The 15,602-nt window shown below is 57.2% G+C and carries 14 protein-coding genes; 5 read left to right on the top strand and 9 right to left on the bottom strand.

The genetic code is table 11. The features are described 5' to 3' along the window. Positions 1-167 precede the first annotated feature (167 nt). On the bottom strand, positions 168-917 hold the full coding sequence (locus tag Q334_RS0110505) for a TIGR00266 family protein (protein WP_027313169.1): 750 nt from the start codon (positions 915-917) through the stop codon (positions 168-170). 196 nt (positions 918-1,113) lie between these two features. Between Q334_RS0110505 and cydP the strand changes: the two genes are divergently transcribed. From cydP to cydX, 4 genes are read left to right on the top strand one after another with little or no spacing between them, the layout of a single operon-like run. Continuing rightward, entirely contained in the window at positions 1,114-1,329 is a 216-nt protein-coding gene (gene cydP / locus Q334_RS0110500) for a cytochrome oxidase putative small subunit CydP (RefSeq protein ID WP_027313168.1), read from the top strand. Then, positions 1,322-2,884 (top strand): cytochrome ubiquinol oxidase subunit I, encoded by a 1,563-nt coding sequence (locus Q334_RS0110495; protein WP_027313167.1) that lies wholly within the window; start codon positions 1,322-1,324, stop codon positions 2,882-2,884. Before cydP ends, Q334_RS0110495 begins: the two co-directional genes overlap by 8 nt. Continuing rightward, the gene (cydB, locus tag Q334_RS0110490) at positions 2,877-3,995 is read left to right on the top strand and encodes a cytochrome d ubiquinol oxidase subunit II (protein ID WP_027313166.1); all 1,119 of its coding nucleotides are present in this window, start codon (positions 2,877-2,879) and stop codon (positions 3,993-3,995) included. The genes Q334_RS0110495 and cydB overlap by 8 nt, the downstream gene beginning before the upstream one ends. 15 nt (positions 3,996-4,010) lie before the next feature. Next, a complete protein-coding gene (gene cydX / locus Q334_RS20300; RefSeq protein ID WP_027313165.1) occupies positions 4,011-4,121 on the top strand; it encodes a cytochrome bd-I oxidase subunit CydX in 111 nt (36 codons plus the stop codon). On the opposite strand, the gene Q334_RS0110480 is transcribed toward cydX, so the two are convergent. Beyond that, positions 4,112-5,113, bottom strand: coding sequence for an arginine deiminase-related protein (locus Q334_RS0110480; protein ID WP_051527713.1), 1,002 nt, complete (start codon positions 5,111-5,113; stop codon positions 4,112-4,114). The two genes, cydX and Q334_RS0110480, sit on opposite strands and share 10 nt — an antisense overlap. A gap of 105 nt (positions 5,114-5,218) precedes the next feature. Between Q334_RS0110480 and Q334_RS0110475 the strand changes: the two genes are divergently transcribed. Beyond that, positions 5,219-6,121: a LysR family transcriptional regulator gene (locus tag Q334_RS0110475; RefSeq protein ID WP_027313163.1), complete on the top strand. Its 903-nt coding sequence runs from the start codon at positions 5,219-5,221 to the stop codon at positions 6,119-6,121. On the opposite strand, the gene Q334_RS0110470 is transcribed toward Q334_RS0110475, so the two are convergent. From Q334_RS0110470 to Q334_RS0110440, 7 genes are all read right to left on the bottom strand, one after another. Further along, a complete protein-coding gene (locus tag Q334_RS0110470; protein WP_027313162.1) occupies positions 6,072-6,824 on the bottom strand; it encodes an RES family NAD+ phosphorylase in 753 nt (250 codons plus the stop codon). The genes Q334_RS0110475 and Q334_RS0110470 overlap by 50 nt on opposite strands. Next, entirely contained in the window at positions 6,821-7,192 is a 372-nt protein-coding gene (locus Q334_RS0110465; RefSeq protein ID WP_027313161.1) for an MbcA/ParS/Xre antitoxin family protein, read from the bottom strand. Before Q334_RS0110465 ends, Q334_RS0110470 begins: the two co-directional genes overlap by 4 nt. Before the next feature lie 227 nt (positions 7,193-7,419). Next, a complete protein-coding gene (gene nirD, locus Q334_RS0110460) occupies positions 7,420-7,749 on the bottom strand; it encodes a nitrite reductase small subunit NirD (RefSeq protein WP_027313160.1) in 330 nt (109 codons plus the stop codon). 10 nt (positions 7,750-7,759) lie between these two features. Continuing rightward, positions 7,760-10,300: a nitrite reductase large subunit NirB gene (nirB, locus tag Q334_RS0110455; RefSeq protein WP_027313159.1), complete on the bottom strand. Its 2,541-nt coding sequence runs from the start codon at positions 10,298-10,300 to the stop codon at positions 7,760-7,762. Continuing rightward, complete coding sequence (locus Q334_RS18805; protein WP_051527712.1) at positions 10,297-11,529, bottom strand: NAD(P)/FAD-dependent oxidoreductase; 1,233 nt, start codon at positions 11,527-11,529, stop codon at positions 10,297-10,299. Before Q334_RS18805 ends, nirB begins: the two co-directional genes overlap by 4 nt. A gap of 675 nt (positions 11,530-12,204) precedes the next feature. Further along, positions 12,205-13,926, bottom strand: coding sequence for a bifunctional protein-serine/threonine kinase/phosphatase (locus Q334_RS18800; RefSeq protein WP_051527711.1), 1,722 nt, complete (start codon positions 13,924-13,926; stop codon positions 12,205-12,207). Between the two features lie 15 nt (positions 13,927-13,941). Continuing rightward, the gene (locus Q334_RS0110440; RefSeq protein WP_027313158.1) at positions 13,942-15,411 is read right to left on the bottom strand and encodes a NarK family nitrate/nitrite MFS transporter; all 1,470 of its coding nucleotides are present in this window, start codon (positions 15,409-15,411) and stop codon (positions 13,942-13,944) included. Positions 15,412-15,602 lie beyond the last annotated feature (191 nt).

Below are 15,602 nucleotides of genomic sequence, written 5' to 3'. Positions count from 1 at the left end.
TCCAGCAGGGCAAGCAGTCTATTCGTCACAGATTTGCACTTTTTGACGCCAGTTAAGTTTTAGCCAAATAACTGGCGTCAAATCCCACCATAATGACGCCAATGGTCACCACAAGCGCCGTTTTACGATTCCATCAACGCCATCAAAATGCCCCTGCCATTACAGGCTTAACGCTCATCCTGCTTGCTGCCGCCCACACTCGGCGCATGGGCCAGGATACGATCCGCCAGGCGGGAAAAAGGCAGACTCTGCAACCACACCTCACCGCTTCCTTCCAGGGTGGCCATAAACAAGCCCTCACCACCGAACAGCATCGACTTCAGCCCCTTGGACAACTCAATGTTGTAATCCAGCCCAGGGCTAAAGGCGACCAAACAACCGGTATCGACTCTCAGGGTTTCATTATTAAGGCGCCGCTTAACCAGGGTGCCGCCAGCATGGACAAAGGCCAGCCCATCCCCGCTAAGTTTTTGCAGGATAAAGCCTTCCCCGCCGAAAAAGCCGGCCCCTAAACGGCGGCTAAAGGTGATATCAATCTTGGTGCCCTTGGCGGCTGCCAGAAAAGCATCCTTCTGGCAAATCAAGCCGCCGCCCAGCTCCGCCAGATTGATCGGCTCAATCATGCCCGGATAAGGTGCCGCCAATCCCAAACTGCGACGACCACTGCCCTCATGGGTAAAGTGAGTGATAAACACCGACTCGCCACTGACCCAACGTTTACCAGCGGCAAAGAGCTTGCCCAGTACACCCTGATCAGGGTCAGAGCCATCCCCCAATCGGGTCTCAAAGCGAATCCCCTCTTCCATAAAGGTCAGGGCACCGGCTTCCGCGATCACGGTTTCCTGCGGGTCCAGGGTGATCTCCAGCATCGGCATGCTGGCACCTAGAATGCGGTAATCAATCTCATGGGAACGCATCGCTTTCTCCTTTCCTGGGCGGACGCTAAAGCGGGTCAGTCTGCCGGCTTTAGCCGGCTCAGGCAAATGGCCTGCCTTTACCCCACTACCCTCACTGCCACCTTAATCTGCGTCATTTTGTCACAGTTTTTTGCAAGCTAAAGCCAAGTAGACTACCTCCCTTCTGGCATGAAGGAAGAATTCAGGAGCCTCCACCGTGCCCATTCAACGCCTTATGACCGCCTGGCGCGGATTTTTGCGTCGCCATCGCCTCACCCGACATTTGCTTTGGGTCTTGCTGATCAAGCTAACGTTACTGCTGGCCCTTAAACAGCTGTATTTTAGCCCCGATCCTCACGCCCCCAGCGCCCCTCTGGCTGAGCACCTGCTTGGCCCCACGCCTTCGCTAACACAGGAGCCTAACCATGATTAGCGATGAAGTGGTTGAACTGTCGCGTTTACAGTTCGCCATCACTGCGCTTTACCACTTCTTATTTGTGCCCTTAACCATGGGGTTGTCCTTCCTCTTGGCCATTATGGAATCGGTCTATGTGATGACCGGTAAAACCATCTACAAGGATATGGTCAAGTTTTGGGGCAAGCTGTTCGGTATTAACTTTGCTTTAGGGGTCACCACCGGCCTCACCATGGAGTTCCAGTTCGGCACCAACTGGGCTTATTACTCCCATTATGTCGGCGATATTTTTGGGGTGCCGCTGGCGATTGAAGGCTTTATGGCGTTCTTCCTGGAGTCGACCTTTATCGGTCTGTTCTTCTTCGGTTGGGAGCGCTTAAGCGCCCGTCAACACCTGCTGGTTACCTGGCTGGTGGCATTGGGCTCCAATTTCTCAGCACTATGGATATTGATTGCCAATGCCTGGATGCAAAATCCGGTGGGGGCGGAATTCAACTACCAAAGTATGCGGATGGAGGTCGCCTCCTTCAGTGAGCTGATCTTTAACCCGGTGGCCCAGGTGAAATTTGTCCATACCGTGGCGGCAGGTTACGTCACAGGCTCCGTCTTTGTGCTTTCTATCAGTGCCTGGTATCTGCTGAAAAAGCGCGATTTGGCCTTTGCCCGCCGCTCCTTTTCCATTGCCTCGGCCTTCGGTTTGGCCTCTATCCTGTCCGTGATTGTGCTGGGTGACGAATCCGGCTATGAGCTGGGGGATGTGCAAAAAACCAAACTGGCGGCGATAGAAGCGGCTTGGCAAACCGAGCCCGCCCCCGCCAGTTTCACCCTGTTCGGCTTCCCCGATGATGAAACCGAGCAAACCCGCTATGCCATCCATATTCCCTACCTGCTCGGTATTATCGCCACCCGCTCACTGGATAAGCAGGTGCTGGGCATTAACGATCTGAAAATCCTGCACGAGCAGCGCATCCGCGAGGGCATCAAGGCCTACGCCCTGCTACAGCAGCTACGCAGCGGCGATCAGTCCGAAGCTACTCGCCAAGCCTTTGATCAAGTCAAAGATCACCTTGGCTATGGTCTGCTGCTGAAACGTCACCATGAGCCGGTGGTGGGGGCTTCCGAAGCCCATATCCAGCAAGCGGTGGATGACAGTATCCCCAAGGTAGCACCGCTGTTTTGGAGTTTCCGTGTCATGGTCGGCAGTGGTTTGTTAATGCTGCTGGTGTTTGTGATGGCTTTCTATTACTGCGCCAAGCAGCAACAAGAGCAGCATCCGCGCTTTTTGCGTCTCTGTGTGGCAATTCTGCCCCTGCCCTGGCTGGCAGCCGAAGCCGGCTGGATCGTTGCGGAATATGGCCGTCAGCCCTGGGCCATTGGCGGCATCCTGCCCACCCACCTGGGTGCCTCCAGCGTCAGTCTGGCGGATGTGCAGGGCAGCCTGACCGCCTTAATCCTGTTTTACAGCCTGCTGCTGGTGATTGAGATGTACCTGATGATCAAATTTGTCCGTCTTGGCCCCAGTAGTCTGCACACCGGCCGCTATCACTTTGAACAGGAAGGCCAACATGCTTGATCTCCATACCTTACAGATTATTTGGTGGGGCATTATCGCCCTGCTGCTGATCGGCTTTGCCCTGACCGATGGCTTCGATATCGGCGCGGCGATTCTACTGCCCTTTTTGGGCCGCACGGATCAGGAAAGACGCATCATCATCAACAGCCTGGGCCCCCATTGGGAAGGTAATCAGGTGTGGTTGGTGACCGCCGGCGCCGCCCTGTTTGCCGCCTGGCCGCCGGTGTATGCCACCGCCTTCTCCGGCCTTTACTGGGCCATGCTGCTGGTGCTGTTTGCCCTGTTTTTACGCCCGGTCGGCTTTGACTATCGCAGTAAGCTGGACAACCCGCGCTGGCGGCAAAGCTGGGACTGGGCGCTGTTTAGCGGCAGCCTGCTCCCGGCGCTGCTGTTCGGGGTGGCCTTTGCCAATCTGTTTTATGGCATTCCCTTTCGCTTGGATGAGTTCCTGCGCCCCAGCTTTGCAGGCAGCTTCTGGCAGCTGTTACACCCCTTTGCCCTGATTGTGGGGCTACTGAGCCTGAGCATGTTGGTGCTCCATGGAGCCGCCTGGCTGGTGCTGCGCACCACGGGTGAGCTGGCCCAACGGGCCCTGGGCTATCGCCGCTGGGCGGCGGTAGCGACACTGGCCTGCTACCTGTTGGCAGGTGGATGGCTGCTGAGCCAAATCAATGGCATGAGCCTGATCGGCGAGGCCACAGCCGGCAACCCTACCCTGAAACAGGTCAATCTGCTTAACCCCGGTTGGCAGGCAAACTATCATGCTCACCCCCTCAGCTATGGGCTGATCCTGCTGGCGGGGCTGGGCCTGCTGTTAGCCAGCGGTAAGGGACGTTGGTTGGGCTTTCTCGGCAGCAGTCTCAGCATTATCGGCATTATGCTCAGTGCAGGCTGGGCACTCTTTCCCTTTGTGCTGCCATCCAACCTGGTCATTAGTCATAGCCTGACCCTGTTTGATGCCAGCTCCAGCAGCAAAACCCTGGGCTTTATGCTGATTGCAGCCGCCATCTTTGTGCCGCTGATTCTGGCCTACAGTCTGTGGTGCTATAAACGCATGTGGGGCAAGTTGGATCAGGCCCATATCGAAGCCCACTCCCATAGCCTCTATTAAACAGGAGTTCAGACGATGTGGTATTTCGCTTGGCTACTAGGGGTACTGCTGGCCTGCAGCCTTGGCATCATTAATGCCCTGTGGCTGGAGGCCAGAGAGTTTCAGGATCAGAACGATCAACCCTGACGGGGTAAAAACACCTCCGCCAGCATACAACGGCAACTCCCTCCCCCCACCTGCTCCAGGGTGGGGATGGGGTTGATCAACGGCTCACCATAACGCTCTAACATCCGCTGTTGCGCCGGGCTAAAGCCCTGCCAAGCCGAGGCGGACATCACCCAATAAGGCACCCCCTGGCGGCTTTGCATTTGCAGCACGTTGGCACAGAAATGCTGCTCCATTTGCGCCATCGACAATTCCAGAATGTGATGCTGCTCAGCCAGTGCAGCCTGCACCTGCTGGCGCTGCTCAGGCACCACCGCCTCCAGGCAGATAATCGCCAACTCCCGCCCCAGGCTCATCATCACATTGGTGTGATAAATCGGCTTACCCTGGCTGGAGCGGGTATCGAAGGCAATCACCTCCTGTAACCCGCGCATCCGCGCATAGTTATGCAGCTGCGCCCGCTGACAACGCTGGGACAAAGCAGCAAAGACCCGCTTGCGCGGATGATCAAAAATCATCACGCCGGTGCCTTCCAGGATCTGCTCCTGCTCTAACGGATGGCCCACCCAACTTAGCTCATTCACCTGGAAGCCATGCTGCAACAGTAGCGGTAGTAACTCCTGCACCCGCCGCTCCTGGCGTCGGTTTTCAGTAAACATGGGGTAAACATGCACCACCCCCTCGGCACTGGTGGTAAACCAGTTATTGGGGAATACCGCATCCGGGGTCGGGTTAGGATCGGCATGGCCATCCAGCACCAACACCTCAATTCCAGCCTGCTGCAGGCGCGCCACCATGGCATCAAACTCCGTCAGGGCGCGGCGGGTAATCTCAGTCGGCGCCAAATCCAGACGCTGCTGGAACTCATTATCGACGCCGGTTTGCTCGTTAAAGACGAAATCCAGCGGACGCACCATCACCACCGCCTCGGCTAATTGCGGATGCAAAAGCGGCGCTTGCCAGGGGTGCTGCGGATCAACATATAGCGGACGGGAAGCGAGTGGGCTGGACATCAATCTCTCCTGGCGGAAGCTGAAAGTACTGATATAGTAAGCAGCCTCCATCCAAAACAAAAAGTTCCATTTTTTAGACAAATCCAAAACCATGAGTAATGAATTATGCAGCTAGCCGCCCTCCGCGCCTTTGTGGTGGCCGCTCGGGAGCAATCCTTCTCCCAGGCCGCTGAGCTGTTACACCTGACCCAGCCCGGCTTAAGCAAACGCATTCAAGTGCTGGAAACCGAACTCAACGTCAGCCTGTTTGACCGGGTCGGACGCAAAACCCTGCTGACCGAGGCGGGAAGACTGTTCCTGCCCCATGCGCAACGGATGCTGGAGCAGGCCGAGCAAGCGCAACAGGAGTTAAAAGCCCTGCAACAGGGCATTGGCGGTAGCCTGCATTTGGCCACCACCCAGCATATCGGCCTCTATTACCTCAAGCCCTTATTAGCTGAGTTCGCCAAGGCCTACCCCCAGGTTGAGCTGGCGGTGGATTTCAAAAAGTCGGCAGAGGCCCATCAACAATTACTGACCGGTGAGCTGGAGCTGGCCTTTATCACCGACCCGCCGCTGCATGAGCACAACCTCTGCTATCAACCACTGTTTAGCGAACGCCTGTGTTTCTGTGTGAGCCCCGCCCATCCACTGGCCCAACAAAGCCACCTAAGCTTGAGTGACCTGAGTCACTACCCTGCCCTGTTGCCCGGTAACCACACCCACTTGCGCCGTGCTCTGGAAAGCCTGTTTAACGAGCATCACGTTGCCCTGCAATTGCGTCAGCCGTCCAACTATCTGGAGGCGCTGAAGATGTTAACCGAGGTGGGTTTAGGTTGGAGCCTGTTAGCTGAGGCCATGCTTGGGCCGGAACTGGTGCGTTTGCCCCTGCAACAATATGAGATCAACCGCACCATCGTGGCCGCCTGGCACAAAAAAGTCCGTCTCTCGGGTGCGGCCACGCGCTTGCTGCAACAAATCAGGCAGGCCAGGGCAACTGACCCTGGTGTTCAAACTGACTCAGACTGAAGTGATAGAGCTGGGATTGCCCCACCGCCTTAAAGCTGACCCGCTCCTGGCTCAGCTCACATAGCCAGGGGGCTAACATGCTGGGTTTATTTTGGGCCAAGGCCGCAGGGGTAAAGAGAGCAACACAGCTGCCCCCTTGCGGATGGCGCGCCGAGGTATATTCAAAGGCTTCCACCCCCGCCTCACGCATCGCACTGCCCAAAGCCTGAGTGGCTTGATAATCACAGGGGTGACAGAGCAGTGCCCGATGCTCACTAAAAGGCGGCTGCTGTAACTGCACCCCGCGCTCACAGCGATAACCTACGGCAAACAACGAATGTTCGGTACGCAGGCTCGCTTTCGGCGCTGGCCCCTGCATTGAGTACCAAAAGATAAAGCGGTAATAGGCCGACTCCGCCAGGGTTACCTCCACGCTGGCGCCGCCATACAGCAGACTCGGCTCATGCACACGGCCAAAGCGCGAACCCCACTGCAGCGGGGGATAACGAAAAGGACTTTTCAGCAGGTAATGCAGCTCACCTACATTGGGCTCTAAATGGCGCGGTTTAACCTGTTCCAACAGGTCTTCAAGCAATGCCTGCTCTGCCAAGGTATCCACATAGCCGAGGGTCGCGACCTGCTCCTGGCTCTCCACCAGCCGATACAGTCGGCCATTCAGGGGGCGAATCTGCTGTGCGCCCGCACACTGCTGCCACAGATTCACACCTTGCCCCGAATGGCATCGACAAACTGCAGCACCTGGATCAGCCCCTGGATACTCTGCACCTGCTCCGCTGGCACCCCGCCGGTGACCCGATTCACAGTGCGCATAAAATGCTGCATCCACTGTTGATCCCCCCCAGCCAAGGCAAACAGCGCCCGGGCCAGGCGAATCAACAATAGCGCCAGCTCCCCCTGCTTGGAGGCAGGGCTCAATGCCGGGCTTTGTTTCAAACGGCTAACCGCAGTGCGATGCATACCCAGTACCGCCCCTAACTCCGCTTGCTTCAACCCCAGTTGCTCGGCGGCGCGCAAAACCGCCTTGGCCAATACGGCCTCCGCTTGGGGGGGGTGTTGTAACAGTGCTGTCATGACAATGACCTATTAGCTAGCAGGCTTAAATGTGCAATATGCACAAATATTAGATCATATGTGATAATTGCACAAACCAACCTTTCAACCTGCTTCCCTCATAGGCAAGGTTCCACGATAGTGAGTGCATAGAACAAGAAGTGAATAGACTTGCCACACTGCCACAAGCGGATAAAAAACACCCCCGACTAGCGGGGGTGAACTCCAAACCCGTGAGACGGGAAGGGTTAGATCAGAATCTGCACCTGGCCGTTGTCTAACCGCGCAGGCCATACCTGCAGGCTGAGTTCTTCTTTATCCAGACACTGGCCACTGTGCAGGTCGTAATGCTGTTTGAGTAACGGTGCCGCGACCGCCAGGCGCCCTTTTACTTCCGCAATCAGGCCACGGCTGATCACATTGGCTCCGGTCACCGGGTCCTGGTTCGATAGGGCAAACACCTGCGCCGTCTCAGCCAGATAGAACAGGGCGATCTGTTGCTCCTGTACCAGGGCGGCAACGCCCGCATCTTCCACCAGGTCCTGCTGGCTGCATACGTTGATCCATTGTTGCTTCATCTTGACTACCTCAACCAACTTTACGCATAGGAATCAGCGCTTGTTTTTCTTCCGCCGTGGCCGGGCGCGGCTGACCACGCTCCTCCACCATCACGATGCCGGCATCCTTGGCTTCAGGCGCATTAACGAAGGGGCGGAAACGCTTGAGCTTTTCCGGGTCTTCAATGGTGGCTTTCCACTCGCAGACAAAGGTATCCACCACCGCTTGCATCTGCTGCTCCAGCTCCGCTGCTAACCCCAGGCTATCGTTGATGATGACCTCCTGCAGGTATTCCAGCCCGCCTTCGAGGTTGTCACGCCATACAGAGGTCCGCTGCAAGCGGTCGGCGGTCTTGATGTAGAACATCAGGAAGCGGTCGATGTACTGAATCAAGGTCTCGGAGTCGATATCACTGGCAAACAACTCGGCATGGCGCGGCTTCATTCCGCCGTTACCGCAGATATAGAGGTTCCAGCCCTTTTCGGTGGCGATCACGCCCACGTCTTTACTCTGGGCTTCGGCACACTCACGGGTACAGCCGGATACCGCAAACTTCAGTTTGTGCGGAGAGCGCAGACCCTTGTAGCGGTTCTCGATGTAGAGCGCCATCGCCACCGAGTCCTGCACACCGTAACGACACCAGGTGGAGCCGACGCAGGACTTCACCGTCCGCACGGACTTGCCGTAGGCCTGACCGGTTTCAAAACCGGCATCAATCAACTGACGCCAGATTTCCGGCAAGTCTTCCAACCGTGCCCCAAACATGTCGATGCGCTGTCCACCGGTGATTTTGGTGTAGAGGTTGTACTTGGCGGCCACCTGGCCAATGGTGATCAGCCCCTGGGGAGTGATTTCCCCTCCGGCGATGCGCGGCACCACCGAGAAGGTGCCGTCCTTCTGCATGTTGGCCAGAAAGGTATCGTTGGTGTCCTGCAGGCTGACATGCTTCTTATCCAGTACCTGCTCGTTCCAGCAGGAGGCCAGAATCGATGCCACGGCGGGCTTACAGACCGTGCAGCCATGGCCTTTACCATGCTTGCTGATCAACTCTTTAAAGGTTTTGATGCCATCCACCCGCACCAGGTGATAGAGCTCCTGGCGGGTATAGGCAAAGTGTTCGCACAGATCGGTACTTACCTCGACACCACGGCATTCCAGCTCGTAGTTGACCACATTGGTCAGCAGCGCGGTACAGCCGCCACAGCCGGTGGCGGCCTTGGTCGCCGCTTTCACACTGGCGACATCACAGCAACCGCCTTCCACCGCGGCGCTGATATCCGCTTTGCTCACCCCATGACAAGAGCAGATTTGCGCGGTGGCGGGCAGAGCCGCTGCCCCCAATGCGGGTTTCTCCCCGGAACCCGCCGGCAAAATCAGCGACTGAGGCTGTTTCGGCAGCTCCATGCCATTCAAGCAGTACTGCAACAGGGTACCGTATTCTTCCGCGTCGCCGACCAGGATGGCGCCCAGCAGGTAAGTGCCGGTCTCATCCACCACAATCTTTTTGTATACCTCCGCCGGTTCATCGACATAGACATAGCTGCGGCTGCCCTGGCTACGGCCATGGGCATCGCCAATGCTGGCTACATCGACCCCCATCAGTTTGAGCTTGGTGCTCATATCGGCGCCGGTAAACTGCTCCTCGCCGCCGAGCAAGTGACTGACCGCCACCTTGGCCATCTGATAGCCGGGGGCGACCAGACCGAAAATCTGCTTGTTCCAGAGCGCACACTCACCAATGGCGTAAATCGCCGGGTCAGAGGTCTGGCAGTAGTTATTGACGACGATACCGCCACGTTCACCTACCTCCAGCCCACTCTGACGCGCCAGGGCATCCTGCGGACGTATCCCGGCGGAGAACAACACCAGATCCGTCTCCAGGGCAGATCCATCGGCAAATACCATTTTGTGGCGGCACTGCTCGCCATCTTCGATCACCTGGGTGTTTTTGCTGGTATGAACCTGTACCCCCAGGTCTTCAATTTTACGCCTCAGCATCTGCCCGCCAGCTTCATCCAGCTGTACCGCCATCAAGCGCGGGGCAAACTCCACCACATGGGTCTGCAAGCCAAGATCGCGCAGGGCTTTGGCCGCTTCCAACCCCAGCAAACCGCCACCAACCACGGCGCCAACCTTGCCATCTTTGGCCGAGGCGACAATCGCCTCCAGATCCTCAATGGTGCGATAGACCAGGCAGTGCTCGCGCTCATGGCCTGGCACTGGCGGCACAAAGGGATAGGAGCCGGTAGCCAGAATCAGGGCGTCATAGCTTAGCTCTACGCCGGAGGCCAGGCTCACCTTGCGGGCCTGACGGTCAATGCTACTGACCGGCGAGCCGAGGTATACCTGCAAGCCCCAGGCATCGTATTGGCCGGGGGCCACCATCGACAGATCCTCAGCGCTCTTACCGCTGAAGTACTCCGACAGATGCACACGATCATAGGCCAGCCGAGGTTCGCCGCTGATCACGCTCACCTCAAACTGCTCCAGCCCCCCTTGTTCTGCCAGTGACTGCAAGAACTGGTGGCCCACCATACCGTTGCCAACCACCACAAGCTTTGCGCGTGTCATTGCTGTTCTCCTGTTAGTGCTGACCCGCAATAAGCGCGGCCAAAAATCAGTTGTTCACCCAAGGCAGTTACATCTGCCTGTTGCTGCAGCAGGTCCAGATACCAGTTGCCATCCTCCACATCCCCATAGAGCACCAGGGATTGGATCTTGCCCTGGCTAAGGTTGAGGCAACGGTAGAAACCCAGTTCACGGTCTTCAAAAGTCAGGCTGTAATCGCAGCCTTGTTCGATGGGCCCGGCGGATACCAGATCGATGCCGGACACCTTTAATTTGGTTGCGCTGTCTTGATAGGCGTAACTGGCCGTCTCGCCATGCAGGCTGGCGGCCAGCACCCGTGCCTGATCCCAAATCGGGGCGACCAGGCCAAACACCTGTTGACGCCATTGGCAGCACTCCCCCAGGGCAAAAATATGAGGATCACTGGTTTGCAGCTGATCGTTGACCAGAATGCCGCGGCCACACTCCAGCCCCAGTTGCTGGCCCAGCTCGGTCAGGGGTTTAACGCCAATGGCAATCACCACCAGCGTGGCATCCAACAATTCGCCATCCTCCAGCAAGACCCCCGTCACCTTGCCCTGCTCGCCGATAAAGGCTTCCGTACCGGCATCCAGACGCAGCGCCAGTCCCCGCTGTTGCAGATGCTGGGCCAGATAACCACCGGCGACCTGATCCAATTGACGATTGAGTAACCAGGGCGCTTTATTGACCAGGGTGACGCTCATGCCCTGGCGCAGCAGACCATAGGCGGCCTCAATACCGAGCAAGCCACCGCCAATCACGACGGCGCGGGCGCCGGGCTTGGCCACCGTCTGCATACGTTGGACATCTTTGATGGTACGAAAGGCCATCACCCCTTCCAGCTCTTCACCGGGCAAGCCCAGCATGATGGGGGCCGAGCCAGTGGCCAGAATCAGCCGGTCATAGCCCAGGCAGCGCCCTGTATCGGTTTGCAGGGTGCGGGCCTGACGGTCACCGCCAATCACCTTCTCACCTTTGATGACTTCAATGCCCTGCTGCTGATACCACTCGCCCTGTTTCAGGCGGATAGAATCCAGGTCTTCTTCCCCCGCCAGCAGCGGTGAAAGCAAAATACGGTTGTAGCCGTCCGCCGCCTCATCCCCGATCAGGGTGATTTGGTAGGGGCTGTGCGGATAGGCCTTGAGTTCATCGAGCAAACGCCCGGCGGCCATGCCGTTGCCTACTATGACTAAGCGCTGGGTACTCCCCATGCTCACCTCGCATAAAAAAAGGCGCTCTCCCAACGGAAGAACGCCTTTGTTCAAGAAAAACCTGTTGCCACGCCCCCTGCACAAGAGGCGCTGATCGACTCCCCACACAGCCAGGTCTCAGGCAATCGCCTATCGCCATTGCCTACGACTGTTGTCTGCGACAACAAAAGGGGTTGAATGAAGCCAAAACCAGAGTGGAACCCTCGCCCGCCATTGGTGGAGGACTCGGTTCGGGCTTCGCTCTGCTCACTCACCAGCCTGAGCAGATCTTTGCTTACCCTGCCCACCTTTCTGAGGTAAGCGGGCAAGCCTGACTCCTTGGTTAACACTGCACCTCCGGTGCGGTGGTCACCGCGCCCAGGCTGGCTGACTCCTGTCAGTCACGCCCCCGACGCTCCCTGATCCTTTACCTGCCGGCTATCGGTCTGGCCGCTAGCCAAGAGGAATCATCACCCGTTAAACAAAGCAGAATCTATGCCAAGTTTCTGGTTCCCCCCAGGATGCTGCTCTGCTCGCCGCTTTGCCCACTTTTGCCTGCTTTGCCTTGGCTGTAGGCCCCTTACCACTGTCTTTTGCCTGGACGCATGGCAGGCACGCAAGAACCGAATCAGCGCAGCAGCACGGTGATACGCACCAATTTGGCGCACCACTTTAGCGCACTGACAGCCCCTCCACTTACCCCTGGAGCCACCAATACAGCCACTGCGCCACCTGGGCAGCGGCCAATACCCCACAACTGAGTTGCCAGAAGCCTAAAGGATTACGCTCAATCAAGGGGGCCTGCTCAAAACGTGCCTCCAGGGTCCGGTTAGGCACCTGTAAATCCTGCTCAAATTCCGATAGTGCCTCATAGCGCCATTTAGGATTGGGCATTAATGCCTTATGCAGGCAGGCCTCCACCCAGGGTGGAATATCGCTGCGCTTATGGCGGATGGGCTGGTATTTCCAGGCACTAAAATGACGGGGACTGGCATAGGGATCGGCGGTTTGTTTAAACGGCAGGCTGCCACAGAGCATCTCATAGACAATCACCGCTAGGGAGAACAAGTCCGCCTTAAAACTGGGTTGCCCACCTAATAGGTATTCAGGGGCCACATAGTTTACCGAACCCTGGGGCAGGGTACGATCCAGCGGCGAGACCGACTCCGCCACCCCTGCCACCCGCACGGTGCCAAAGTCGATCACCTTGATTTGCCCCTGGGGGGTCAGCATCAGGTTTTCCGGCTTTAAGTCCTGGTGCACCATGTCCAGTCGCTGGAAAGCCCGCAGCGCCTTAATAATCTGCCCAGTCAGTTGACGCACCTCCGCCAGGCTGGGCTCAGGGTGGTCATGCATCCACTCCCGCAGGGTTTGCCCCTCAATGTGTTCGGATAAATAGTAAAGCCCGGTTTTTGCCCGCGAGCTGGTCAACACTCGCATCACATTAGGGTGCTGAATACGCTTCCCCACCCACTCTTCACGGATAAAACCATCCAGATAGACGGGGTCATCACGGAAGTTGACCGAGGGAGCCTTGAGGGTACAGCGCAGCCCGCTCTCGTCATCCTCGACCAGATAAAGATGACTGCGGGTGCCATTGAAGAGCACTTCCTTAACCCGATAACCATCCAGTTTTTGCCCCACTTCCAGCACTGGGGGGATAGGTAACTCGGTCAGTTGACGATGTACTTCATCCAGACTGGCCTGGGGCAGACTCACCACCTCCACCAGCAGGCAACTGAGGTTGTCATCACTGCCACTGGCAAAGGCCAAATCCACCAATTGGCGGGCACGCTGCTCCAAACTCAGGGCATTATTGGCCGCCACCGCCTGAATATGACTGGGGGACACCCACTCATGCACGCCATCACAGCTCAGCACAAAGATATCGCCGCTGTTCACCTCCACCCTGCGGTAGTCCACCTGCAAATGGGCGGAACCACCGAGGGCACGACTCAGGTAGGAGCGCCCCCCCTCCTGCAGGTGGTGATCCTCCGTCAGGCATTCCAACAGCCCGTCACGCAGCAATTGAATGCGGGTGTCCCCGACATGGAAAAGATGGGCGCTCTGGGATTTCAGCACCAGGGCGCTAAAGGTGGTCAACATCGGGTCTGGCAAGGCGGCCCGTCCCTGTTGGTGCAGCCAGGAATTCAGACTCTCCAGCACCTTCACCACTGACTTCTTCACCCCCCAGGCATCGGGGGTACTGAAATAGTCATGCAGGAAGGAGGTCACACTGGTTTGGCTGGCCTCCATCGCCCGCGCGCAACTACTCACCCCATCGGCAATCACCGCCACCGCCCCCTTGAAATCGCGGCTCACCGGCTCCGCCAGACGGGCAGCAAAGGCATCTTGATTCTCTGCTTTACGCCCCGCGCTGGAGTAACCACCAAAGTGGACTTCAAGGGATAGGCTCATGGCGTCTTCTCGTGATCAGGTTACGTTAATCAGCTGTACGCTGCCGTCTTCACCGACTTCGGCAATCTGGCCGCTGGGCTCTTCCATGCTCAACAGCACCAGGAAGCCCAGCAAAGCCGTCGCAGCAATCACCATAAAGAAGGTGGAGTAGCTGACTGATGCCAGTACCGCCAGGTAGAACACCGCACCGACGTTACCATAGGCACCGGTCATCCCGGCGATTTGCCCAGTCAGACGGCGCTTGATCAAGGGCACTACGGCAAACACCGCCCCCTCTCCCGCCTGCACAAAGAAGGAGCAGGCCATCGCCGCCACTACCGCCAGCACGAGCGGCCAGCTGGAGTCGATCAGACTCATGGTGAAGTAACCCGCCGCCAGACCCGCTGTCAGAATCAGCAGTGTCTTCTTACGGCCAAAGCGATCGGAGATCCAACCGCCACCGGGGCGTGACATCAGGTTCATAAAGGCATAGGCCGAGGCCACCAAACCTGCCACTACCGGCTCCAGGCCAAAGGTTTCGGAGAAAAACAATGGCAGCATCGACACCACCGCCAGCTCGGAACCAAAGGTAGAGAAGTAGAGCACATTGAGGACCGCCACCTGTTTAAACTTGTAGCGGTGCAGCTCAGGGACCGGGGTCACAAAAATCTCTTTGTTGACCTCATAAACCTTCCAGCTGTCATAGGCATAAATCAGTGCCAGTACCAGGTAAATAATCAGCTCGGCTTGGCTGGAGATCAAAGAGACGCCCTTGGGAGATAGCTTCCAGGTCAAGAGTGCCAGGGCGGCATACATGGGAATCTTCATAATCAGCAGGAAGAAGAAGTCGCCCTTGGAGGTCACTTCCATGCCACCGATTTTCTTCGGGCGGAAGTAAGTGGAGCCTTTGGGGGTGTCAGACACATTGAAGTACCAGACAAAGCTGAAAGCCAAGCTCATCAGACCGGATACGCCCACGGCATAGCGCCAGCCATCATCGCCACCAAACCACAATGCCAGGGTGGGCAAGGCCATCGCCGCGGCGGCTGAACCAAAGTTGCCCCAACCGCCGTAGATACCTTCTGCGGTGCCCAGTTCATTGGCCGGGAACCATTCACTGACCATGCGAATGCCAATCACAAAACCTGCACCAATAAAGCCCAGCAGGAAGCGTGAAATCGCCGCCTGGGCAAAGTCGGTGGAGAGGGCAAACAGGAAGCAGGGAATGCTGGCCAAAAATAGCAATGCCGCATAGGTAATCCTCGGGCCGTATTTGTCGGTCAACATGCCAATCAGCACCCGGGCCGGAATGGTCAAAGCGACGTTAAGAATCAGCAGGGTTTTTACCTGCGGGCTGGTCAAGCCCAGGCTGCTGCCAATCGCTGCCAGCAGCGGGGCATGGTTAAACCAGACCACGAAGGTAATAAAGAACGCCATCCAACTCAGGTGCAGGATTTTCATCTTGCCGCTGAAGGAGGCCAGATTGAACTTCTCAACTTGGCTCATCACTTGTCTCCGCTAGGCTTATCACTTGTTAAAAGTGCCCCGCAATAAAAAAGGCGTCCCTCCCGAATGGGAGTGAACGCCTTTGTTCAGTCGCGAGTTGTTAAGCGCTATCAAGCAAAGAGCAGGCCAATCTATTAAAACAACCTATAGGATGCAGGATAGCCGCCATGCAGGGGAAAACAGTCCCCCCC

Source organism: Balneatrix alpica DSM 16621 (genome assembly GCF_000619885.1).
Lineage (GTDB): Bacteria > Pseudomonadota > Gammaproteobacteria > Pseudomonadales > Balneatricaceae > Balneatrix > Balneatrix alpica.
This window is presented reverse-complemented; position numbering and strand designations above follow the sequence as displayed.